This is a genomic window from Brevibacterium sp. 'Marine', assembly GCF_012844365.1.
Taxonomy (GTDB): domain Bacteria; phylum Actinomycetota; class Actinomycetes; order Actinomycetales; family Brevibacteriaceae; genus Brevibacterium.
The window spans coordinates 1,373,819-1,397,058 of sequence record NZ_CP051626.1 but is presented as its reverse complement, the minus strand read 5'-3'; the positions used below and the strand labels follow the sequence as shown (position 1 = coordinate 1,397,058).

The window sequence follows — 23,240 nt, the reverse complement described above, 5'->3', positions numbered from 1 at the left end:
CCGGTTCGCCGGTCACTTCGAGAATTTGTCCTTGACCGTTGCGCCGAGGTCCTTGACGGACTCGCCGACATCCTTGGCCTTGGCCTTGAGCTGATCGGTGGCGCCTTCGGCCTTGAGTTCGTCATCACCGGTCACATCACCGACGGTCTCCTTGGCACGACCGCCGAGATCTTCGGCCTTGTTCTCGAACTTGTCGTCAACACCCATGGGGATACTCCTTAGTAGACAGCTGCGTGAGTGGCACTTGCTGCGGATGCCTCCGCGCTTCGCACTCTACGCCACTGCACGGGCACGTGGGACGGTCGACGATGAACAGTCGGCGAGTTCTCAACCGTTGCTCGCGGCACCGGTCTCCTTGATCTCAGTGGCTTCGGACTCGATGACCGGCAGGATCGCGTCGAGGAACTGGTGTGCCCACCGCAGGATGTCAGAGTCGGTCATCTCCTTGGTGTCGAATCCGCTGCCTGCCATCGGTTTGGGCACGAGGACCGAGCGCAGCGCCGGTTTGAGCAGCGACTTCGGATACAGACGTTTGAGCCGGACCACTTGGGAGTCGGAGAGTTCGACGGGCCCGAAGCGGATGAAGTTGCCCTGCATGACGATGTCGTTGACCCCGGAGGCTCGGGCGCGGATGCGCAGCCTGGCCACATCGGCGAGGACACCGACGGGTTCCGGATAGGGGCCGTAGCGGTCGGTGAGTTCGTCGAGGACCTCCTGCAGCTGTGCTTCGTCGGTCGCTGCGGCCAGCTTTCGGTAGGCCTCGAGTCGCAGTCGTTCGTGATCGACGTAGTCGGCCGGCAGGTGGGCGTCGACGGGCAGTTCGATGCGCATGTCGGCCTCGGGTTCGGTCTCCTCACCGCGGAACTTCGCCACGGCCTCGCCGACGAGCCGAACGTAGAGGTCGAAGCCCACACCTTCGATATGGCCCGACTGCTGACCGCCGAGCAGGTTGCCGGCTCCGCGGATCTCGAGGTCCTTCATCGCCACCTGCATTCCGGCTCCCAGTTCGGTGTGCGCGGCCAGGGTCGTCAGACGGTCGTGTGCGGTCTCGGTCAGCTGCGTGTCCGGCGGGTAGAGGAAGTAGGCGTAGGCGCGTTCGCGTCCACGGCCCACACGTCCGCGCAGCTGATGGAGCTGAGAGAGTCCGTAGCGGTCCGCATTGTCGATGATCAGCGTGTTCGCGTTGGCGATGTCGATTCCTGTTTCGACGATCGTCGTGCACACGAGCACGTCGTACTTCTTCTCCCAGAAGTCGACGATGACCTGTTCGAGTCGCGTCTCGTTCATCTTGCCGTGGGCGATGGCGATTCGCGCCTCGGGCACCATTTCGGCGATGTGACCGGCAACGGCTTCGATATCGCGGACCCTGTTGTGGATGTAGAAGACCTGGCCTTCGCGCATGAGTTCGCGGCGGATCGCTGCCTTGATCTGCTTGTCTTCGCGTTTGCCCACATAGGTCAGCACCGGGTGCCGCTCTTCCGGCGGTGTGGCCAGGGTCGACATCTCGCGGATGCCGGTCACGGCCATTTCGAGGGTGCGCGGGATCGGGGTCGCCGACATGGCGAGGACGTCGACGTTCGTCCGCAGCGCCTTGAGCGTCTCCTTGTGTTCGACGCCGAAGCGCTGCTCCTCGTCGATGATGACGAGCCCGAGTTCCTTGAACCGCACTTCGCCGCTGAGCAGCCGGTGGGTGCCGATGACGAGGTCGAGTCTGCCGTCGGCCAGATCCTCCTTGACCTTCTCCGATTCCTGTTTGGTCTGGAACCGGGAGAGAGCGCCGATGGTCACGGGGAATCCCGAGTAGCGTTCGGCGAAGGTCTCATAGTGCTGTTGGACGAGCAGCGTCGTCGGCACGAGCACGGCGACCTGTTTGCCCTCCTGGATCGCCTTGAACGCGGCACGGACCGCGATCTCCGTCTTCCCGTAGCCCACATCGCCGCAGATCAGACGGTCCATCGGCACGGTCTTCTCCATGTCCGACTTGACCTCGTCGATGGTGGTCAGCTGGTCGGCCGTCTCCACATAGTGGAAGGCGTCCTCGAGTTCGCGCTGCCAGGGGGTGTCGGGCCCGAACGCGTGGCCGACGGTGGCCTGGCGGGCGGAATACAGGCGGATGAGTTCCCCGGCGATCTCCTTGACTGCCTTGCGGGCCTTCGCCTTCGTCGTCTGCCAGTCGGCGCCGCCCATCTTGTTGAGGTTCGGGCTCTCCCCGCCGACATAGCGGGTGACCTGGTCGAGCGCATCGCTGGGAACGTAGAGGCGGTCGCCGGGCTGTCCGCGTTTGGCGGGTGCGTATTCGATGATGAGGTATTCGCGGGTGTGCTTGTTCGCACCCTTGCCCGCGGTCCGCTGCGTCATTTCGACGAATCGCCCGACACCATGCTGGTCGTGGACGACGTAGTCGCCGGGTGCCAGATTGAGCGGGTCGACCTGGTTGCGCCGACGGCGGGTGGGCAGCTTGCGCATGTCCCGCGTCGAGGTGGCCGCCGCCCGACCGAGCACATCGGCCTCGGTGAGCACGGCGAGTTTGAGATCGTCGAAGACGAATCCGCCGAAGGAGGCGGCTGTCGTCACGGTCACCAGGGCTTCGGGCAGATCGGTGGGGTCATCGACGAAGGTGGCGGGCACTCCGGCTTCGGAGAACACCTCGACCATGCGTCGGCCGGGCCCCTGGCCCTCGGTGAGCACGAGGACGCGCCACCTGTCGTGGATGAGTCCTTTGACGTCGGCGAGGATCGCCTCGACGTCGCCGGCATAGCCCTTCGGGATGCGCGCGGGAACGGAGAAGATGTTCTCCTCGGGGCCGGCGAGTTCCTCGTCGGCGGCGAATCCGCCGATCTCCCACCAGGCCAAGCCGATGAGGCGAGCGCCCTCGGCCATCTCGGTCACGGTGCGGAAGCTGGCGGCCGACAGGTCGATCGGGGTCTCTCCCCCACCGGCGGCTCCGGTCCAGGCGGCTTCGAGGAATTCGTTCGTCGTCTCCACGAGATCCGCGGCGCGGGCCTCGACGCGTTCTGGTTCGGTGATGATGATCTTCGATCCGGCCGGCAGCAGAGCGATGATCGGCTCCATCCCGTCGGCGAGGACGGCGGTGAGCGACTCCATGCCTTCGACGGCGACTCCGCCAGCGATCTTGTCGAGCATATCGGCGGCGCTGGGGACCTCCTCGGCGAGTTCTGCGGCCCTCTTCCGCACCGAATCGGTCAGGAGCAGCTCCCGGCACGGCGGTGCCGACAAGCGCAGGGGTTCGTCACCGTCTTCGGCGGGTACTGAGCGCTGGTCACTGACGGAGAATTCGCGGATCTCGTCGACCTCGTCGCCGAAGAACTCCACACGCAGCGCCCGCTCCGAGGTGGCCGGGAAGATATCGACGATTCCGCCGCGGACCGCGAATTCGCCGCGTCGGGAGACCATGTCGACGCGGGAGTAGGCGAGTTCGGTGAGCCGTTCGGCCAGCGCATCGATCTCATATTCGTCGCCGACGGCGAGCTCGACCGGTTCGATGTCGCCGAGCCCCTTGGCCAGGGGTTGGAGGAACGCGCGCACGGGCGCGATGATGAAGGTCAGTTCCCGACCGGGAGTGGGATGGGCCAGGCGGCGCAGCACCTCGAGACGCTGACCGACGGTGTCCGAACGCGGCGACAGCTTCTCGTGCGGCAGGGTCTCCCAGCTGGGGAAGATCGCGATCGACGCCGACGGCACCCAGTCGGCGAGCGCCTGGGTGAGGTCTTCGGCCTCACGCGTCGTGGCCGTGACGATGAGCTGCGGCGCAGAGGCCCCGTCGGTGGTGACGGTGCGGCGCAGGATCGACGGCCACAGTCCCTTGATCGCCGCGATCGTGCCACCGGCGGTGTTCGCGTCGTTGAAGGCCGCGACGAGTTCGGTGATGGTGGGATTCCGGCGGGTGAGATCAAGTCCGTTGAGCACCCGAACAGTCTAGGCCACGCAGCTGACACGACACATTCGGTGCCCGATTCGAAACGGCTGAAGGGCGCGGGGGTCGAAAACGTGTGAAGATGAGCATATGCCGATGAAGAGAACAGTCCTATCAGGCTTGGCCGCAGCGGTTCTCCTGCTCACCGGGTGCACGGCCGATGCCGATGACGACGTCGCCGTCGCCGAACGCTGGGACTTCCACTCCCGCCCCGAACTCGCCCCGCCGAAGGTCGACATCGACTCAGGGTCCTTCCCCGACGACGACGGAGATCTGGAGACGTTCCTCGCTCCGAAGGGACAGACGCAGACCGACGACAAGTCCTGGGTGGGCGGCCTCATCCTCGACTCCGCCGGTGACCCGGTGTGGATTCGAGACGAGGCCGAGGCACTGTGGGATCTGCGCGTCCAGGAGTATCAGGGGCAGCCGGTGCTCACCTGGTGGGAGGGGCTGGCCGAGACCCCGCACACCGCCGGTGAGGTCGTCGTCCTCGACACCTCGTATCAGGAGATCGCCCGTGTCGGCATGGGCGGAGAGCTCCCCAAGGACACCTCCGACCTGCATGAGACGACCATCACCGCCGATGACACAATGTTTCTCATCTCCTATGTGAAGACGCAGACGGATCTGCGCTCCGTCGGCGGAGACCGGAACGGCTGGGCCTGGGAGGGCATCGTCCAGGAGGTCGACATCGAAACCGGTGATCCTCTGTTCGAGTGGCACTCCCTCGATGCCGTCCCCGTCGACCAGTCCGAGGCGGAGCTCAAGGACGGGGAAGGAACGAAGGACGAGCCCTTCGACTACATCCACCTCAACTCCGTGTCCGAGGACGACGACGGCAACTCCCTGCTCGTCTCGGCACGCAACACTCATGCGGTCTACCAGCTCGACCGGACGAGCGCCGACCTCAACTGGGTCCTGGGCGGCAAGGCCTCGGACTTCGAGATGGGCGACGGCGCACAGTTCGCCTGGCAGCACGATGCCCAGCGCCGGTCCGATGGAACGCTGACCCTGTTCGACAACCATGCCGCGCCTCGGCTCGGCGACACCCGCGGCCTGCGCCTCGACGTCGACGAGAAGAAGAAGCGCGCCGAGGTGGTCACGGAGTATCCCGCCCCCGACGACCGTTCGTCGGGCAGTCAGGGCAACTTCCAGGAGCTGCCGGGCGGCAACGTCGTCCTCGGCTGGGGTTCGGAACCCTACGTCTCCGAGTTCTCCAAGGACGGGAAGCTGCTCGCCGACCTCACCTTCACCGGCGGATCGAACTACCGGGCCTACCGCTTCGACTGGCATGCCCAGCCGACTGCTCCCCCGACCGCTACGAAGTCGCGACCGCAGGCCGACATCACTCGGGTGCACATGAGCTGGAACGGTGCCACCGAGGTGGCTTCGTGGAGGGTGCTCAGCGGAGACGACGAGGAGCACCTGATCGAGAACACCGAGGTCGAACGCACCGGCTTCGAGACGGCGGCGGACATCACCCCGAACGGCTCGACGATCGTCGTCGAAGCCCTCGACGCCGACGGCAAGTCCCTCGGGTCGACCAGAGCGGAGTCCCGGAACAGATAGTTTCAGGGACTTGCCGGGTCGTGAATATTGCGAGTCGATAACGCGACTAACGGTACGATCACGATTGCCCCGGCGGCCCGGATGTTCGGGGTTCTCCAATCTTCATCACTCACAATTGGACCATGAGCTCCGACCACTCCCCTCGTTTCTCCGCCGAGGAATCCCGCCTCCTCTTCGGCCCTGACTCCGCCGATTCCGGATCTCCCCGCTCCGGTCGTTCCGCGAATCCCCCAGTCGCGCACCTGAACACCACCGTCGACCGGCCGCATCTGCTCTCCCGGTTCTCTCCGGTGCTGATCGTCCTGGCCGTCATGTGGGTCATCGAGATCGTCGATACGATCCTCCCCGTCGACCTCGACGCTTTCAGCATGCAGTCATGGAATCCGCTCTCGCTCTACGGCTTGGTCACCTCGCCGCTGCTGCATTCGGGATTCGGCCATCTGCTGGCCAATACCTTCCCGTTCCTCGTCCTCGGCATCGTCATCGCCTTCGAGGGCAGGCGGCGTTTCTGGACGGTCACGGGCATCACGGCGCTCAGCTCCGGGCTCGGGGCGTGGCTGACCACACTGCCCGGCCAACACATCGTCGGCGCATCGGGCATCGTCTTCGGATTCTTCGGCTACCTCGCGCTGCGCACCTGGTTCACCGATGACCTGCTGCGCAAGATCATCTACTTCGCCATCGGCCTGTTCATCTTCGTCACTTACGGCGCATCGATGATCTTCGGCATGCTGCCCCAGACCAACGACATCTCCTGGCAGGGCCACCTGTTCGGATTCGCCGGCGGCATCGTCGCCGCATGGTGGCTGCACCGCCGCCCGGAGACGCAGAAATCCGCCTGAGTCCAGGGCACCCTATGCTCGATCAGCGCCCGACGTGTGATCAGCGGGAGTGGAACTTCTGCTGCATATCGGTGAGTCCGTTGACGATGAGCTCTTCGACGGCGTCGGCGAGGTCGGAGACGAAGATCGGCAGCGTCGTGCGTTCGTCCTTCGAGAACGGGCGCAGCACATAATCGGCGGTGTCCTGTCGTCCCGGCGGTCGTCCGACTCCCGCTCGCACCCGCAGATAGTCCTTCGTCCCCAGCACCGAGGTCATCGAACGCAGACCGTTGTGCCCGCCCTCTCCCCCGCCGAGCTTGGCTTTGATGGCGTCGAAGGGGATGTCCACATCGTCATGGACGGCGATGATCCGGTCGGTGTCGATTCCGTAGAAGTCCGCCAGTGCGCGCACCGGTCCGCCGGATTCGTTCATATATCCCGTCGAGGTGGCCAACACCACCCGCGGACCGGGCAGTCCCGGAACGCTGCCGGCAGGCAGCCGCCCGGTGCCGACGTTCGCGCGCAGCTTCGTCCGCGTCAGCGTGGTTCCGAGGCGAGAGACGAGTTCGGCGATGACCATCTGTCCGATGTTGTGCCGTGTCGTTTCGTATTTGGCTCCGGGATTGCCCAGTCCGAAGACCAACCATGCGTCGTTCGACATTGCCGTCCTTGTCCGTCCTGTTTGTGCCCGCTGACCGGGTGGTGATGCTTCTGCTCGCCGCCGGGCGAGACAGCTGCCGGGTTCTCTCCTGAGAAACATATTCGGTGGGCCGCCCATCGGGCGACCCACCGAACAGCGTAGTCAGTCAGTGCTCCTCACGGCACCTTTGGGTGCAGCGAGGAGAGAAGATCACTCCTCTTCGGAGGCCTCTTCTGCACCGGACTCCTCAGCGGCCTCGTCCTCGGTCGACTCTTCAGCAGACTCTTCCTCGGCATCGGACTCGGTGTCCATCTCGATCTCTTCGGAGACGTTGACGATGAGCTGCTCTTCGTCGGCGACGAGCTCGACGCCTGCAGGCAGCTCGACCTGACCGGCCAGGAGGTGCTCGCCGGCGGGACGGCCTTCGATGGAGACCTCGATGATCTCGGGCAGCTTGGTCGCATCGGCCTTGACGGCGATGGTCGACTCTTCCTGCGAGACCATGGTGCCGGGAGCGGCTTCTCCGACGACGTGGATCGGCACGTCGACCTCGATCTTCTCGCCGCGCTTGACGATGATCAGGTCGAGGTGTTCGATATCGCGACGGACGGGTTCGATCTGCACGTCACGCGCAATGGCGAGGACGTTCTTCGATCCGTCGGTGCTTTCGATCTCGAGCAGAGCGTTGGCGTGCTTGAGAGCCAGCATGGTGGCGTGGCCCTCGAGCGACACGTGCACGGGATCTCCGCCGTGACCGTAGATGACAGCGGGGATGCGTCCCGCGCGGCGGATGCGGCGCGCTGCGCCCTTGCCGAACTCGTTGCGAGCTTCGGCCAGAAGTTTGAAGTCAGCCATTTTCTCTCCTTCGTGGTGAACTTACCTTCGAGCACCACGGCGAAACAGCCTGAGCACCCACGCGAACGTCGAACCCCGTGGGCTCGCTTCGTGGGACAGGACCGCGTCGATCACGGAGACATCAGTCTCCCTCGCCGAGGCAACCCGGCTATTCTACGGCACCGTCCGTCTCGGCACCAATCCGAGAGGTCACAGCCGCAGCACACGCGTCGATTCCCGATTCGGTGAGAAGGATGTCGTAATGGTTCGTCCCCTGCACGTCGACGATGTCCATCCGCGGCCACTGACGAGCGAAGTCCTCGGTCGTCTCCGGCGGGTACAGTCCCGGCTCGGCGGCGACGAGGTCGCGTTCGGCGAAGAGGAAGACCACCTCGGCCTGGGAGTCATCACTGCCCATGACCGTATCCAGGGCTTCCCGGTAGGCGGAGCCGGTGTACATATCGGCCGAATCGGCCTGCATCGCCTCCACCGAGGTCGACGGCTGGAACGAGTGATCGTCCTTGGCCGCCAGATCGTAGACGAAGCTCTCGGTCGCCACGGTGTCGAGGCCGTCGACGAACGCGGGATGAGCGGCGAAGAACGCCAAGTACTCCTCCACACTGCCGAAGCTCATCGACAGCCGCTCAGCGGCCGGGCCGAGGACCGCGGCGATGAGGTCGTCGGTGTCGAGGTCCTCATCGTTGAGATCATCGACCAGGCCGTCACCATGGGGCTGCCCCACGGGCAGGGGAAGTCCCCCGTCGATGAGGACGGGTCCGCGGAATCGGCGGGCCGCCTCGGCGCCGGTCTCAAGGTTCTGCCCGTCCGCCGTTCCGGCCAGGGTCATCGCGACGAACCCGCCCATGGAATGCCCGACCAGGGTGACCGGGCCCTCCGGAGCGAAGGCATCGACGGCGGCGATGACATCCTGCGCATGGGCGGCCATCCCGAACGGGCCGGGCAGGGTACGGGAGTCGGCTCGTCCGCGCAGGTCGGGGCCGATGATGCGGACGCCGGGCAGGGCGGAGACGAGGCCCGCGAAGAAGAGATGGTTGGAGGTGATGCCGTGGATGACGCATACGGTGGGGACACGGCCGGGACCGCTCGCCACCGGCTCCCACACTCCCACGGACAGCTGTCCGCCGGGGACGTCCACGCGGTACCGGTTGTAATCGTGTGAGGACATCGTCCCTGATCCCTTCGCCGAAGTCTTGCCTCCAGTGTAGGACCTCACGGCAGTTCAGACGATGCGAACCCCGAGCCGCATCGACTCGGGATTCGCATCAGATCCGGCGCGATTGCGCGGATCACGGGGCCTCAGCCTTCGGGATCAGACCTCGAAGAGGCTCGTGACCGATCCGTCTTCGAAGACCTCGTGCACGGCACGGGCGATGAGCGGAGCGATCGAGAGCACGGTGAGCTTGTCGAAGATCTTGTCCTCGCTCAGCGGCAGAGTGTTCGTGACGATGACCTCTTCGGCCACGGAGTTCGACAGGCGTTCGACGGCCGGGCCGGAGAACACGGCGTGGGTGGACACGACGATGACGCCCTTGGCACCGGCTGCCATGCAGGCATCGGCGGCCTGGACGATGGTGCCGCCGGTGTCGATCATGTCGTCGACGAGCACGCAGGTGCGCCCCTCGACCTCACCGACGACGCGGTTGGCCTTGGTCTCGTTCGGTCGGGTGATGTCACGGGTCTTGTGGATGAAGGCCAGCGGCACTCCGCCCAGCGAGTTCGACCAGTTCTCGGCGACCTTGATGCGGCCGGCGTCCGGCGAGACCACGGCGAGGTCGCCCGGGTACTTGTCCTTGACGTAGCCGGCGAGGATCGGCATCGCGATGAGGTGGTCGACGGGGCCGTCGAAGTAGCCCTGGATCTGCGCGGTGTGCAGGTCGACGGTGATGATGCGGTCGGCGCCGGCGGTCTTGTACAGATCGGCGACGAGGCGGGCGGAGATCGGTTCGCGTCCGCGGTGTTTCTTGTCCTGCCTGGCGTACGGGAAGAACGGGGCGATGACGGTGATGCGCTTTGCCGAAGCACGCTTGAGCGCGTCGACCATGATCAGCTGCTCCATCAGCCATTCGTTGATGGGAGCGCAGTGGGACTGCAGGACGAAGACGTCGCTGCCGCGCACTGACTCGGAGTAGCGGACGTAGATCTCGCCGTTCGCGAAGTTGTAGATGTCGGTGGGGAGGAGTTCGGTCCCCAGATTCTCCGCGACTTGTTCGGCGAGTTCGGGATTCGCCCGACCGCTGACCAGGACGAGCTTCTTATCGCCCGCCGTCGTTATCTCATTCACTGATCCGTTCCCCTTCGGATGCGTTTTCGGCCGCCTGCGCTGCAGGCGTGCCGGGACGGTTTGTCTGGACCCAGCCCTCCAGGTTGCGCTGCGGGGCCACCGAGATGGCCAGCGCTCCTGCAGGGACATCCTTGCGCACCGTCGTGCTTGCACCCGAATAGGCGCCGTCGCCCACGGTGACAGGGGCGACATACATGTTGTCCGAGCCCATGCGTGCATGCTTGCCGATGACGGTGCGGTGCTTGTTGACGCCGTCGTAGTTGACGAACACCGAGGCGGCTCCGATGTTCGAGCCCTCTCCGATCTCCGCATCGCCGACGTAGGAGAGATGGGGCACCTTCGCACCCTTGCCGATGTCGGCGTTCTTCGTCTCCACGAAGGTGCCGATCTTTCCGGACTCGCCGAGTTTGGTGCCCGGGCGCAGGTAGGCGAACGGTCCGACGTTGGCTTCCGGGCCGACGACGGCGAGTTCGCCGTGGGTGCGCACGACCTGTGCGTTCTCCCCCACTTCGGTGTCCTTGAGCGTGGTGTCGGGGCCGACGACGGCACCGGCTCCGATGTCGGTGGCGCCCAGCAGCTGGGTGCCCGGCAGGATCGTCGCATCGGCGGCGATGGAGACATCGACGTCGATCCATGTGGTGTCGGGATCGATGATGGAGACTCCGGCACGCATGAACTTCTCGCACTGCCGGCGGTTGAGCTCTTTGCCGAGGTTCGCCAGCTGCACGCGGTCGTTCGCTCCCTCGACCTGCCACAGGTCGTCCGTGGCGGTGGCGGCGACGGACAGACCGGCCTGGCGGGAGAAGCCGATGACATCGGTGAGGTATTTCTCACCCTGCGCGTTGTCGGTGGTCAGAGAGGCCAGGCCCTGCCGCAGTGCGGAGGCGTCGAAGGCGTAGATTCCGGAGTTGATCTCACGGATGGCCCGTTCGGTCTCGCTCGCATCCTTCTGCTCGACGATGCTCAGCAGGGATCCGTTCGCATCGCGGACGATGCGGCCGTACCCGGTCGGGTCGTCCACCTCGGCGGACAGGACGGTCACGGCGTTGGCGTCGGATTCATGGATCTCGACGAGCCCGTTGATCGTCTCCGTGGTCAGCAGGGGCACATCGCCGTAGGTGACGACGACGGTTCCGCTGAGGTCCTCGGGCAGCTGTGTCAGTGCGCATTCGGTGGCCCGTCCGGTGCCCGGGACGTCATCCTGGTCGGCGATGAGCAGGCTCTGCTGGGAGGTGACGGAAAGGGAGTCGAGGTGGGCGACGAGCTGATCGCGTTCGTGGCGGACGACGACGATGAGATGGTCGGGAGAGGTTCCCGCCGCTGCGGCGACGGAGTGGTGGAGCAGGGAGCGTCCGCCGATGGGATGCATCACCTTGGGAAGAGCCGACTTCATTCGAGTGCCTTGGCCCGCTGCCAGAACGATGACGGCGGTCGGATGAGTCTGCGACATAGTTGAATCCTTCGCATGTCGGTTTGGGCCAGCTCCGCCCATAGGATTCGAACCTATACTGCACGGCTCCAAAGGCCGGCGTGCTGCCATTACACCAGGGCGGAACAGCGTGCACCAGTAGAGGGGCCCGCGCTCACGAGACACCATCATGCCACTACGATTAACTGTATGGAAATTCTACGCGAGATTCTGCTGACCCTGCATCTGCTGGGCATGGCCATCATCGTCGGCGGCTATTTCACCGTCGTCCGCTCCCCCAGAGTGATGCCGGGAATGCTGCACGGCGCCTATCTGCAGCTGATCACAGGTCTGCTGCTCATGGGCCTGGCCGAGATGGGCGATGACGACGTCAATCATATGAAGCTCGGCATCAAACTGGTCGTGGCGATCCTCGTCACCGTCTTCGCCTTCATCGGCAACAAGAAGCAGAAGGCCTTCGCCGCCTCTGCCCCTGCCGAAAGCGGGGCAGGCGTGAAGGTGGCGAACCCGTCGGCAACCATGGCTCACCTGGTGGTGGCCTTCGCGGTGATCAACGTCATCGTGGCCGTCTTCATCCACTGACCCTCCCCAATTGCTACCTGACGGCGGCTCAGCAACCTCGCGCGAGGTTGCTGAGCCGCCGTCAGGTAGTTCTGAGGGGCGTGGAGGTCGTGTCCGGGGCTGACGGTATCGTTGGGGGCGACATGACTGCTGCAGCTGAACACACGAACCATGCCGCCGGCGCCGACTCCCGGGCGGCCGAACTCCTCACCGGGCTCAACCCCAGGCAGCGCGAGGCCGTGATCCATACGGGATCCCCGCTGCTCATCGTCGCCGGGGCCGGATCGGGCAAGACGACCGTGCTCACCCGACGCATCGCCTACGCCCTGGCCACCGGTCGAGCCCATCCCGGCGAAGTCCTGGCGATCACGTTCACGAACAAGGCCGCCAAGGAGATGGCCGAACGCGTGTCCTCGATCGTCGGGCCCGCTTCCCGCGCCATGTGGGTCTCGACCTTCCACTCCTCGTGCGTGCGCATCCTCCGCCGCGAGGCGAAGGTGCTGGGCATGAAGTCGAATTTCACGATCTACGACGCCCAGGATGCGCAGCGGCTCGTTGCCCAGATCCTGAAGGAGCTCGGACTCGACACGAAGAAGTACGCTCCGCGGGCGATCCTGCACCGGATCTCGAACCTCAAGAACGAACTGCAGACCCCCGATGACTTCATCCCGCGGCCCAACAATCCCGCCGACGAGGTGCTCGCCGACGTCTTCAAGCGCTACACCTCCCGCCTGCGGCTGGCCAATGCCTTCGACTTCGACGACCTCATCGCAGAGACCGTCCATCTCTTCGGCGCCTTCCCCGAGGTGGCCGATTCCTACCGCCGTCGGTTCCGCCACATCCTCGTCGACGAGTACCAGGACACGAACCCGGCACAGTACGCCCTGATCAAGGCCCTCGCCGGTGACGGTGCGGGAGGTCCGACGGGAGCCGAACTCACCGTCGTCGGCGACGCCGACCAGTCGATCTATGCCTTCCGCGGCGCCACGGTGCGCAATATCGTCGAATTCGAGAAGGACTTCCCGAACGCGGACACCATTCTCTTGGAACAGAACTACCGGTCGACGCAGAACATCCTCGACGCCGCCAACGCCGTGATCGCGAACAACGACGACCGTCGGGAGAAGAAGCTGTGGACCTCGGAGGGCTCCGGCGAACAGATCGTCGGCTGGGTGGCCGAGAACGAACAGGGTGAAGCCCGGTTCATCGTCGACCGCATCGATGACCTCATCGATGAAGAGAAGTACACCTACGGAGACTTCGCGGTCTTCTATCGCACCAACGCACAGTCACGCGCCATCGAAGACGCACTGGTCCGCTCCGGAATCCCGTACAAGGTCGTCGGCGGCACCCGCTTCTACGAGCGCAAGGAGATCAAGGACGCCCTCGCTTATCTGCGCGTCGTCGCCAACCCCGATGACGACGTCAACCTGCGCCGCATCCTCAATGTGCCCAAACGCTCCATCGGCGACCGCACCGAGGGCATCATCGCCGACTTCGCCGACCGAGAGAACATCAGCTTCTATACCGCCCTGGGCCGCCTCGACGAGATTCCGCATCTGAGTTCGCGCGCCCTGACGTCGGTGCAGAAGTTCTACGACCTCATGCAGGATCTGCGCTCCACCGCCGAGTCCTCCCCGCTCTCCCGCGTCATCGAGGCGATCCTCGAACAGTCCGGATACCTCGAATCCCTGCAGAAGAGCACCGACCCGCAGGACGAATCCCGAGTCGACAACCTCGCCGAGCTCGTCGCCGTGGCCGAGGACTTCGTCGCCACTCGCGAAGCCGCCGCGGTCGCCGAACCGGACACCCCGGATGACAGCGACACAGACAACGGCGCCGAGGCGACCGCCGAAGATCCGACCGCTGCAGAGACCGAAACCCCCGCCGAGGCGGTCGATCCCGACCTCGATGACGCCGGTTCCGCTGACGCCTCCACCGCCCCAGGCGTCGGCGCGGCGGCCATCGATCAGTTCCTCGAGCAGGTGGCTCTGGCCTCGGATACGGATCAGATCCCCGATGCCGAACTCGGCCAGGTCACGCTGATGACTCTGCACACGGCCAAGGGCTTGGAGTTCCCGGTGGTCTTTCTCACCGGGCTCGAAGACGGAGGATTCCCGCATTCGCGTTCCTTTGAGAATCCGCAGGAGCTGTCGGAAGAACGACGTCTGGCCTATGTCGGGCTCACCCGAGCTCGGCAGCGGCTGCTCGTCACTCGCGCCGAAACACGGAGCATGTGGGGTCAGCCTCAGTACAATCCGCCGAGCCGGTTCCTCTCCGAGATCCCGGAGAACCTCATCAACTGGGAGAACACGGGAAGCTTCTCCGGTGGCTTCGTGTCCGGAGGCTTCGGCTCCGGTGGTTACGGTTCCAGTGGATTCGCCTCCGGCGGCTATTCCGGCGGTTTCGGGTCGTCGCGGTCGTCCGGCGGCAGTTCCCGCTCACGCTCGAGTGCGAGTTCATCGACACCGGTCGCCGGATTCCCCAACCGGATCCGCCCCAACCGCGAGGTCATCTCCGTCGAGGTCGGTGAGAAAGTCTCACACGAGTCCTTCGGGCTCGGCACCGTCACCGAGGTCAATGGCGTCGGAGACAAGACCGTGGCCGTCGTCGACTTCGGCTCGGCCGGATCGAAGCGGCTGCTGCTGCGCTACGCCCCGATCGACAAACTCAGCTGAGCCGACCGCTTCGGTGGACGCACGGTCCGGCACCGTGCCGCGAATAGAGAGAGCGCCGAGGAGAACTCACGTTCTCCTCGGCGCTCATCCATGCCGGACGCGGCTATGGCTCAAAGATCATTCGTTGCCCAATTTGCCATCGGCACCTTCGCGACCCTGGTTGATCTGGTCTTCGAATTTTCCGCCGGTGGCGTTGTTGGCGGCGTCAGCAGCCTTGTCCAGGCCCTGGTCGCTGATCTCTTCACCCTTATCGCTATTCAGGGCGTCCTTGGCTTTGTTCGTAAGATCGTCGAGTCCCATGCTGTCTCCTTTCATCGGAAAAGGTTCTGAGCGAACCTCTGACGCCACTCACCTTGCCATTGTTACCGGCGTGGCAACACCTGCGCGTCGCAGTTCTCAGCGAATGCACATAAAGAATGTCGCCGAGACCGAATCATCAGCGGGTCAATGGCACGAGGAACGCCAGCACGACCAGCAGTCCGGCGAACAGCAGACAGGTGGCGATGTCAACGGTCTTCGACCGGTTCGTCCACACATCGGTCCACGGCGGCGGCATCGCCCGGAACCCGGCGAGCCCGGCGGGGACGACCGCGAGGACGACAGCACCGAGGCGGAAGTCGACGATGGAGCACGCCGCTGCCGCGGCGACGCCCAGAAGACAGCCGAGCAGCACCCAATCACGCCTGGTGGGATGCGCGTACCGCCGTTTCCAATAGATCCATCGTTTCGAGATCGGCCCTCTCCCCCGCCGTGCATGGCGGGGATGAGGCCGTTTCATCTCAGTGGAAGAAATGGCGGCTCCCGGTCAGGTACATCGTGACTCCGGCCGCCTCCGCAGCCGCGATGACCTCATCGTCGCGGATCGATCCGCCCGGCTGCACCACGGCGGTGACTCCTGCATCGATGAGGATCTGCAGACCGTCGGGGAACGGGAAGAACGCGTCCGAGGCAGCGACCGCTCCCGTGGCGCGTTCGGCTCCGGCACGTTCGACGGCGAGTTTGGCCGAATCGACGCGGTTGACCTGACCCATTCCCACACCCACCGAGGCACCGCCCTTGGCGAGCAGGATCGCGTTCGACTTCACGGCCCGCCCGGCCTTCCAGGCGAATTCGAGGTCCGCGAGGACCTCGGGTGAGGCTGCCGGACCGGCGGCCAGGGTCCAGTTCTCGACGGAGTCGCCGTCGGCTTGGAAAGCGTCACGGTCCTGGACGAGGAATCCACCGCTGATCGGCTTGACTTCGGCTGTGGGCACATCGATGTCGCCGAGTTCGAGCAGTCGCAGGTTCTTCTTCGTCGCAAGTACCTCTAGCGCCTCGGCGCTGAACGACGGAGCCGCCAGGCATTCTGTGAAGATCGGCTTGATCGAGGCGGCCAGTTCGGCGTCGACCTCCCGGTTCGTGGCGATGACACCGCCGTAGGCCGACAGCGGATCGCATTCGTGGGCGGCCTTGTGCGCCGCGGCTGCGGTCTCACCGACGGCGAGTCCGCAGGGATTCGCGTGCTTGATGATGGCCACGGCCGGCTGGTCGAAATCGAACGCGGCGCGGATTGCGGCATCGGTGTCCGTGTAGTTGTTGTACGACATCGCCTTGCCGCCGAGCAGTCTCGCCCCCGCGATTCCCACGGTTCCATCCGAGTAGACGGCCGCCGCCTGGTGCGGGTTCTCTCCGTACCGCAGGTCGGCGATCTTCTCCCCGGTGAGACCGGCGAATGCGGCCTTCTCATCGGTGGCGAGCTGCGCGGCGAACCAGGAGGCGACCGCCGCGTCGTAGGCCGCGGTGTGGGCGAAGGCGCGGGCGGCGAAGGTGCGACGGGCCTCAAGGTCGAAGCCGTGACCGGCAGCAGCGTCGAGAACGGCCGAATAGTCGGCCGGATCGGTCACGACGGTGACCGTGGGATGGTTCTTCGCTGCCGCACGCACCATCGAGGGGCCGCCGATGTCGATCTGTTCGATGCAGTCATCGAAGCCGGCTCCGCTGGCGACGGTGTCGGCGAACGGGTAGAGGTTGACGACGACGAGGTCGAAGGGTTCGATCTCGAGCTCGGACAGCTGCTCGAGATGCTCGGGCTTGCGGGAGTCAGCGAGGATGCCGGCGTGGACGCGGGGGTGCAGGGTCTTGACTCGTCCTTCGAGGCATTCGGGGAACCCGGTGAGCTCTTCGACCTTCGTCACCGCGGCTCCCGCCTCGGCGATCTTCGCAGCCGTGGATCCGGTCGACACGATCTGGACTCCGGCTGCGTGGAGACCGCGAGCCAGCTCCTCCAGCCCGGTCTTGTCGTAGACGCTGATCAGCGCTCTCTTGATCGCGCGGGTTCCTGTCACAGATCCTCCTCGAGGTTCGGTTGCCGGTCGGTTCTTCTCACGGCGGGGTCAGTGGGCGGTCATCGCCGAGGCGACATATCCGCGGACATGTCGACCGTCGACGACGAGGTCGGTATGGGCCAGGTGTGCGAGCAGGCGCACGAGTTCGTCGCGTTCACGGGCTTTGATGTTCTCGTGCACGGTCTCCTCGGTGTCGTCATCGCCGATGGGCACCGCGTACTGGGTGATGATCGGTCCGGTGTCGACTCCTGCGTCGACGAGGTGGATGGTTCCTCCGGTCAGCTTCACCCCGTGGGCGAGCGCGTCGCGGACTCCGTGAGCGCCCGGGAACGATGGCAGCAGCGCCGGGTGGGTGTTGATGATCCGGGATGGGAAGGCGTCGACGAAGACGGGACCGAGGATGCGCATGAATCCGGCGGAGATCACCCAGTCGGGGGCAAGCTCGGCCACCGTGTCCTTCAGTGCCCGGTTCCATTCGTCACGGTCGGCGAAGTCCTTGGGTCGGACGACGAATGTGGGAATCGCATGCCGTTCTGCCCGCTGCAGGACCCCGGCGGTGGTCGAGTCGGCTCCGATGGCGACGATATCGACTCCGCGGGTCCCATCGGCGAATGCGTCGATGACGGACTGCGTGAGGGTACCGGATCCTGATGCCAGAAGAACGATGCGCACCCGCACAGTCTAACGTCTGCAATACGTGGACGATGCCCGGCGGTCACCGTGCGGACACGGGCTGCCGAGGCATTTGTCAGTCGACTGTGAGAAACTGATCCGGTGACGTCACCGCAGAATACCGAAGAGAAGAAGGCGCCGACTCCCGAAGAGGAGGCACAGGCCGCACCCGCACGGCATGGACTGGTCCTGATACTGCTGATCCTCGCCTCGGTGCTGACGTTCACGTATCAGCTGCCGTTCAAGCTCGCCGCCATCGGCTTCGCCGTCGCCGCGGTCGTGTGGTCGGTGAAGTACATCGTCGCCGTCGTCAGGGCCAAGCAGCGCCGGAACATGTCCTTAGGCATCCTCGGCGGTCTGCTCAGCATCTATCTCATCTTCTCCACGATGTCCTCGGTCATCCTCTGGCCGGTGCAGTCGAAGTACGAAGAATGCCTGCGCGATGCGATCACCCAGCAGGCCCAGATCTCGTGCACGAGCGACTATCAGTCCGGCCTGGGCGACTGGTTCAAGCAGATCACCGGCCAGGACCTCGATCTGCCCGGCACCAACTGATCCACGGGGCCCGGACTCGATCCTTCAGTGCTGGCCTTCAGCGCTGTTCCCCTCACCGAGGATGCCCTCGACTCACGCTTGACCCCTCACCGAGGCGGCATTCCCGTCTATCGCGGTTCGTCGTCGCTGACGACGCTGTCGACCGGCTCCGGCCCATCCTCGCCGAATGCCTCTGATCTGTCTGCCTCGTCGAAGGCATCCTCGTCGTCGTCTCCATCCTCGTCGTCATCGGCGGAATCCGAGTCGACGGCGTGCAGACCGGAGAGTCTGATCAAGAGGAGTCCGACGGTCATGCCCGCACCGATCCATCCCGTGATCGCCGGTGCCGACGTCAGTGCCGAGGGTCCGAACCCGGACAGACCCAGTGGGCCCATGGCTCCGCCGGCGAACAGGGCGAGGACCTCGAAGGTGACGAACAGTATCCCGATCGCGATTCCCAGTCCGGTCCACGACTGCTCGGCGATGTCGCGGGCTCGGTCGCGGCCGAGGATGACGCACAGCAGGCCGAGCAGCACAAGGAGTCCCGGTGCGGCCGCCGTCCACGCCGGATAGTCCCCGCTCAGCAGCTGCAGCACGTGCACATCGGGCACCGGAGCAGAGGTCGAGGTGAATGCCGAGCTCGTCCCGGCCCCACCGATGCCCACTCCCGTCCCGGCGGTCCATGACACGGCTGAGTAGATGATGCTCGGAGCGAAGAGCGCCTGGACGACGATGAGGCCGATGCCGGCGGCGACCGGTGAGCTGTAGACCTGCAGAGTATCGGCGACGTCGCTCCAGCGGATCGCGATTCCGACGAGGAGCACGATCACGCCGAGTGCCACGGTTGCCCACAGCAGACGGCGGACGAGTCGGACGGCGACGTTCCAAGTCTCATCGGCGATCATGGACAGTCCGGGAATGTCACCGATTCCGCGGACCCGAATGAGTGCCCAGGCCACAGCCGTGAGGAGGAAGAGGACGAGCCGGAGGAATCCGAATGGCGTCACCGTGGCCTGCCCGACCAGGATCGCCAGCACCAGCAGAGGACCCGTGTAGGCCACGACGTAGGTGCCCAGAGCCGTTCCCATGAGTGCCCACCATCCGCCGGGGTCGTCCTCGCTCTCGGTCGGACTGTCCGCTGCCGTGCCGCGGGCGACTCGTTTGGCGCCCGCCGCCACCAGCAGCCACAGGCCGAGGGTCACGAGACTCGGTGCGAGTGAGAAGTCGAATCCGAGGGTCGAGACGCTCAGCCCTGACACCGTCGCCCACAGTGCGAACGCCCATTCGGGAATCGCCGAGTAGGGCAGCTGCGAGCCGAGTCCGATGATCCAGAAGACGGTGGCGATGACGAATCCTGCGGGCACGACGATGAGATCGATCTTCACGACTTCCATGAGGACCGCGAGGATCGTCCGACGGTAGGGCTGAGGGTGTGGAGAAGTGTGCATCAGGACCATTTTCGCTTAACCCGTCTCGGCTTCCCGGTATTGACCACGCGATTCCCTGTTCCGGGAAGTACAATTGCGCCAGGACAGGCTTGTACACGCAAAGGATGACCCCACGATGAGCAACGGGAACGATCACCCCAATTTCCCGCCACCACCCAGCGAGCCTCCGGAGACCGGCGGACCGAAGCCTGAGTCGGAGCCGCCGACGGACGAGGACCTTCCGGATTCGACCTCCGGCGACACCCCCTCGGCGTCCGATGGTCCGACTCAGTCCGGCAGCGGCGCCTCGGTGCCCGATGACCAGGCACCTCCACTGGGATCCCCGACCGGCGATACGCCGTCACGTCCCACCGTCGCCCCTGCCTCTCCACAACAGAGCCAGCCACCGCAGTACTCGGGTCCCGGAGCCCAGAACGATGAGCCCTTCGGCCCCGGTCCGCAGGGCGGAGCGAATGGCCCGCACGGCCCACAGGCGGGCCCCTACCCCGGTGCCCCGTCTCCCGGTGGCCCGGCACAGAGTGGGCAGGTCCCGAACAACCAGGACCAGACCCCGCAGCAGCCGAACGGCGGTTACCCCGGTGCCCGGCCGCAGGACGGGCAGCAGCCAGGCGGCCAACAGTCGGGCGGCCAGTACTCGAATGCGGCTTATCCGGGAGCGCAGAATCAGCCCCCGTACCCCGGCGCCCAGAACCAGCCGGGTCCGTACAACTCCGCCCAGAACCAGTCCGGGCAGTATCAGACGGGGTCGGGTCCGAACGCCCAACAGACAGGGTCCGGCCCGTCCCAGGGGATACCGCAGCCGGCTCCGGCCCCGGGCTTCGCCGGCGGGCAGAGCACTGCCACGCGGGCCGAGAATCGCCCCGAGAAGAAGAAGGGCAAGCTTCCCCTCTTCATCACTCTCGGCGCGGTCGCACTCGTCATCATCCTCGTCCTCGTCGGGTTCTTCGTCATCGGCAGCGTGAACAAGAACAAGTACGGACCCGACAAGGTCGCCGAAGACTACGTCGAAGCCCTGAACAAGGGTGACTTCGCGGCCGCAGAGAAGATCGCACCCTCCGCACGCCCGGAGGGCACGAACCTCGACCTGCTGCAGAAGGAATTCACCGATTCCTCCTCGGCGAAGATCGAGAAAGCCAAGGTGGAATCGTCGAAGACAGACGGAGACAAGGGAACCGTCGTCGTCTCCTACGAGCTCGACGGCAGCCCCTACAATGTCGAGCTCTCCGCGACGAAGGACGGCAAGCAGGACCTGTTCTTCGACAAGTGGACGATGGAGGGCCCCGACCTCAACGTCATCTCTCTCGATATTCCCGCCGCCGACGGTCTTTCCGTCAACGGCGAGGACTACAAAGCGAAGTCGGGCACCACCTCGTTCGCCGTCTACCCCGGTAGCTACGACTTCACGATCCCGAAGAGCAAATGGATCTCAGAGGCGTCCGATACGGCCAAGGTGAACTTCCCGAAGGCCTTCGCTCCCGGTGGACAGCCGAATACGGGTCAGGTGTCACCCACCACCCTCAACCTCGATCTGTCCCCGACCGGCGCCTTCGACAAGGAAGTTCAGAAACAGGTCGAGAAGGAGCTCAAGAAGTGCTTCGACAACAAGAGCATCGAGCCGAAGTGCGACTTCATCAAGTACGACCCGACCGAGATTCCCGTCGGCGGTTCGGACAAGAAGCTCGATGATCTGGCGAAGAAGAACACCGCCGACTGGAATATGAAGGAGATGCCGAAGGTCAAGGCGAGCTTCGGCACCGGAGACACGAGCACCGGCTCGTTCTTCACCGAGGAGCCCGGCAAGTTCGACTTCTCCGTCGACGGCAAGAGGGCCGGATCCTCGTACTTCTCCAACGGCAACTCCCTGTCGGTGTCCGGAAGCGTGAAGATCGACGGAGACAAGCTCTCAGTCGAATTCTTCGACTTCTGATCCCGGAGTCCGCCGCCTCGGTGCCGTGCGCCTCCCCAAGGTGAGGCATCACCGTCACCGAGGCGGCACCTGAGACACAGCGGGCCTGTGACGACCGTTCCCCGGTCGTCACAGGCCCGCTGTCGTCGTTCTCTCAGCCCACCACCGACCGTGTCGGCAGCTCGAGTCCGGCCGCGGCCTCGAACCAGGCGCCGGCGGCCATGACGAGTTCGTCGGCGAACCGCCGTCCGGCGATCTGCACACCGATGGTCCGACTGTCATCCATGAACCCGGCCAGCACCGTTGCCGCCGGCTGTTCGGACATGTTGAACGGCATGGTGAACCCGATATGGCCCATCGGTTCGTGCACCTGCGGGTACGGCATGGGCTGCTCGGCCGGGAATGCCGCATCCGGAGCCGTCGGAGAGATCACCAGGTCGAATTCGGCTGTGGCGGTGATCGTCCGACGCCGGATCTCCTGAACACTGTGATAGCAGCGCATCAGCTCGACTCCGCTGGTGTCGGCCCCGTCCTGAGCCCACTGTCGGATATAGGGCAGGATGAGCGCCTGTTCGTCGACGGGCAGCGCCTTGAGGTCGGCCCACGATCGCACCCGCCAGAACAGGTCCATGTCATGGAGCAGATCATCGTCGATGAACGGATCGAGCGTGACGATTTCGGCTCCGGCAGCGGAGAACCTCTCGGCCGCCTCGGTGACGGCAGAACGCACCTGTGCATCGGCGGCGACGCCGCACCCGGCGTCGAGCTGGACACCGATGCGCAGTCCCTGCGGATCGAACGTCGCAGTCGACTCCCTGCCCGGCAGAGATTGCGCGTCATCGGAGGCGAAGCGCGGAAGCCGCGAATAGTCGCGATCGTCAGGGGCGGAGATGATGTCCATGGCGGCTTTGACATCGGCCGTCGTCCGCGCGAGCGGTCCTGCACACCTGCCCAGATAGGGGGCGTCGAGCGGGACTCGACCGAAGCTGGGTTTGAGTCCGGCCAGACCGAGCCAGGTGCACGGCAGGCGGATGGACCCGCCGATGTCGGAGCCGATGTGGATGGGTCCGTATCCGGCCGCCGCTGCGGCTCCGGCGCCGGCGCTCGACCCTCCGGTCGTCAGGTTCGGGTCAAGGGGCGAGCGGGTGATTCCGTGCAGAGAGGACACACCTGAGGAGAGCATTCCCCAGTCGGGCATCGTGGTCGATCCGAGGATGACGGCGCCGGCTTCTTCGAGGCGCTGGGTGATCGGCGCGTCGTGGTCGGCCACCGGAATCTCCGCCCACGCATGGCCGCTGGGCAGCGGGACTCCGCGGCGTGCGATGTTCTCTTTGATCGTCACGGGAACCCCGTCGAGGTCGCTCAGCGGGCGGCCCTCACGCCAACGGGCGGCGCTGGCCGCGGCGGCGTCTCGGGAGCGGTCGTCGTCGCGGTGGAACAGCGCATTGATGGTCGGTTCGCAGTCGTTCATGCGGTCGACGACCGCGGAGTGCACATCGAGCGGGTCGAAGTCCCCGCCGGCGAAACCGGCCGCCAGTTCGGCCGCACTGTGGTCGGCAAGCGTTGTGGTCATGTGCTGCCCTTTCTC

19 protein-coding genes and 1 tRNA gene are annotated in these 23,240 nt (G+C 65.2%); 6 read left to right on the top strand and 14 right to left on the bottom strand.

What is annotated here, in order from left to right:
* Positions 1-12: 12 nt before the first annotated feature.
* Both HF684_RS06180 and mfd read right to left on the bottom strand, forming a co-directional pair.
* On the bottom strand, positions 13-207 hold the full coding sequence (locus HF684_RS06180) for a CsbD family protein (RefSeq protein WP_169251780.1): 195 nt from the start codon (positions 205-207) through the stop codon (positions 13-15).
* 120 nt (positions 208-327) lie between these two features.
* Complete coding sequence (gene mfd, locus HF684_RS06175) at positions 328-3,927, bottom strand: transcription-repair coupling factor (protein WP_169251779.1); 3,600 nt, start codon at positions 3,925-3,927, stop codon at positions 328-330.
* Positions 3,928-4,030: 103 nt separating this feature from the next.
* Between mfd and HF684_RS06170 the strand changes: the two genes are divergently transcribed.
* Together HF684_RS06170 and HF684_RS06165 are read left to right on the top strand one after the other, a co-directional pair.
* A complete protein-coding gene (locus HF684_RS06170; RefSeq protein WP_169251778.1) occupies positions 4,031-5,503 on the top strand; it encodes an arylsulfotransferase family protein in 1,473 nt (490 codons plus the stop codon).
* 122 nt (positions 5,504-5,625) lie between these two features.
* On the top strand, positions 5,626-6,345 hold the full coding sequence (locus HF684_RS06165) for a rhomboid family intramembrane serine protease (RefSeq protein WP_169251777.1): 720 nt from the start codon (positions 5,626-5,628) through the stop codon (positions 6,343-6,345).
* A 40-nt stretch (positions 6,346-6,385) separates the two neighbouring features.
* On the opposite strand, the gene pth is transcribed toward HF684_RS06165, so the two are convergent.
* From pth to HF684_RS06135, 6 genes are all read right to left on the bottom strand, one after another.
* Positions 6,386-6,985, bottom strand: coding sequence for an aminoacyl-tRNA hydrolase (gene pth, locus HF684_RS06160; RefSeq protein WP_169251776.1), 600 nt, complete (start codon positions 6,983-6,985; stop codon positions 6,386-6,388).
* A 189-nt stretch (positions 6,986-7,174) separates the two neighbouring features.
* On the bottom strand, positions 7,175-7,819 hold the full coding sequence (locus HF684_RS06155) for a 50S ribosomal protein L25/general stress protein Ctc (RefSeq protein ID WP_127364097.1): 645 nt from the start codon (positions 7,817-7,819) through the stop codon (positions 7,175-7,177).
* Positions 7,820-7,967: 148 nt separating this feature from the next.
* On the bottom strand, positions 7,968-8,984 hold the full coding sequence (locus HF684_RS06150) for an alpha/beta hydrolase (protein WP_169251775.1): 1,017 nt from the start codon (positions 8,982-8,984) through the stop codon (positions 7,968-7,970).
* Positions 8,985-9,128: 144 nt separating this feature from the next.
* Positions 9,129-10,100, bottom strand: a complete 972-nt coding sequence (locus HF684_RS06145; protein WP_025777652.1) for a ribose-phosphate diphosphokinase — start codon at positions 10,098-10,100, stop codon at positions 9,129-9,131.
* Positions 10,093-11,550 carry a bifunctional UDP-N-acetylglucosamine diphosphorylase/glucosamine-1-phosphate N-acetyltransferase GlmU gene (gene glmU, locus HF684_RS06140; RefSeq protein ID WP_169251774.1) on the bottom strand — a complete coding sequence of 486 codons (1,458 nt, stop codon included), beginning with the start codon at positions 11,548-11,550 and terminating at the stop codon, positions 10,093-10,095. Before glmU ends, HF684_RS06145 begins: the two co-directional genes overlap by 8 nt.
* A 32-nt stretch (positions 11,551-11,582) precedes the next feature.
* Positions 11,583-11,654: transfer RNA gene (locus HF684_RS06135), tRNA-Gln, on the bottom strand.
* A 64-nt stretch (positions 11,655-11,718) separates the two neighbouring features.
* On the opposite strand from HF684_RS06135, the gene HF684_RS06130 reads away from it, so the two are divergent.
* Both HF684_RS06130 and HF684_RS06125 read left to right on the top strand, forming a co-directional pair.
* A complete protein-coding gene (locus HF684_RS06130) occupies positions 11,719-12,111 on the top strand; it encodes a hypothetical protein (RefSeq protein ID WP_169251773.1) in 393 nt (130 codons plus the stop codon).
* Between the two features lie 122 nt (positions 12,112-12,233).
* A complete protein-coding gene (locus HF684_RS06125; protein ID WP_169251772.1) occupies positions 12,234-14,768 on the top strand; it encodes a UvrD-helicase domain-containing protein in 2,535 nt (844 codons plus the stop codon).
* A 117-nt stretch (positions 14,769-14,885) separates the two neighbouring features.
* Here the strand turns inward: HF684_RS06125 and HF684_RS06120 are convergent, their stop codons facing one another.
* The 4 genes from HF684_RS06120 to purN all read right to left on the bottom strand — a co-directional run bounded on the left by HF684_RS06120 (position 14,886) and on the right by purN (position 17,764).
* Positions 14,886-15,068, bottom strand: a complete 183-nt coding sequence (locus HF684_RS06120; protein WP_025779915.1) for an Rv0909 family putative TA system antitoxin — start codon at positions 15,066-15,068, stop codon at positions 14,886-14,888.
* A gap of 136 nt (positions 15,069-15,204) precedes the next feature.
* Complete coding sequence (locus HF684_RS06115; RefSeq protein WP_240812112.1) at positions 15,205-15,441, bottom strand: DUF3017 domain-containing protein; 237 nt, start codon at positions 15,439-15,441, stop codon at positions 15,205-15,207.
* A 106-nt stretch (positions 15,442-15,547) separates the two neighbouring features.
* Positions 15,548-17,092, bottom strand: a complete 1,545-nt coding sequence (gene purH, locus HF684_RS06110; protein WP_169251771.1) for a bifunctional phosphoribosylaminoimidazolecarboxamide formyltransferase/IMP cyclohydrolase — start codon at positions 17,090-17,092, stop codon at positions 15,548-15,550.
* Between the two features lie 48 nt (positions 17,093-17,140).
* Positions 17,141-17,764: a phosphoribosylglycinamide formyltransferase gene (purN, locus tag HF684_RS06105; RefSeq protein WP_169251770.1), complete on the bottom strand. Its 624-nt coding sequence runs from the start codon at positions 17,762-17,764 to the stop codon at positions 17,141-17,143.
* A 102-nt stretch (positions 17,765-17,866) separates the two neighbouring features.
* On the opposite strand from purN, the gene HF684_RS06100 reads away from it, so the two are divergent.
* A complete protein-coding gene (locus HF684_RS06100; protein WP_127364092.1) occupies positions 17,867-18,319 on the top strand; it encodes a hypothetical protein in 453 nt (150 codons plus the stop codon).
* A gap of 107 nt (positions 18,320-18,426) precedes the next feature.
* Here the strand turns inward: HF684_RS06100 and HF684_RS06095 are convergent, their stop codons facing one another.
* Positions 18,427-19,746: a DUF6350 family protein gene (locus HF684_RS06095; protein WP_211168077.1), complete on the bottom strand. Its 1,320-nt coding sequence runs from the start codon at positions 19,744-19,746 to the stop codon at positions 18,427-18,429.
* A gap of 115 nt (positions 19,747-19,861) precedes the next feature.
* Between HF684_RS06095 and HF684_RS06090 the strand changes: the two genes are divergently transcribed.
* Positions 19,862-21,673, top strand: a complete 1,812-nt coding sequence (locus tag HF684_RS06090; RefSeq protein ID WP_169251769.1) for a hypothetical protein — start codon at positions 19,862-19,864, stop codon at positions 21,671-21,673.
* 133 nt (positions 21,674-21,806) lie between these two features.
* Here the strand turns inward: HF684_RS06090 and HF684_RS06085 are convergent, their stop codons facing one another.
* A complete protein-coding gene (locus HF684_RS06085) occupies positions 21,807-23,225 on the bottom strand; it encodes an amidase (RefSeq protein WP_169251768.1) in 1,419 nt (472 codons plus the stop codon).
* Between the last annotated feature and the right edge of the window lie 15 nt (positions 23,226-23,240).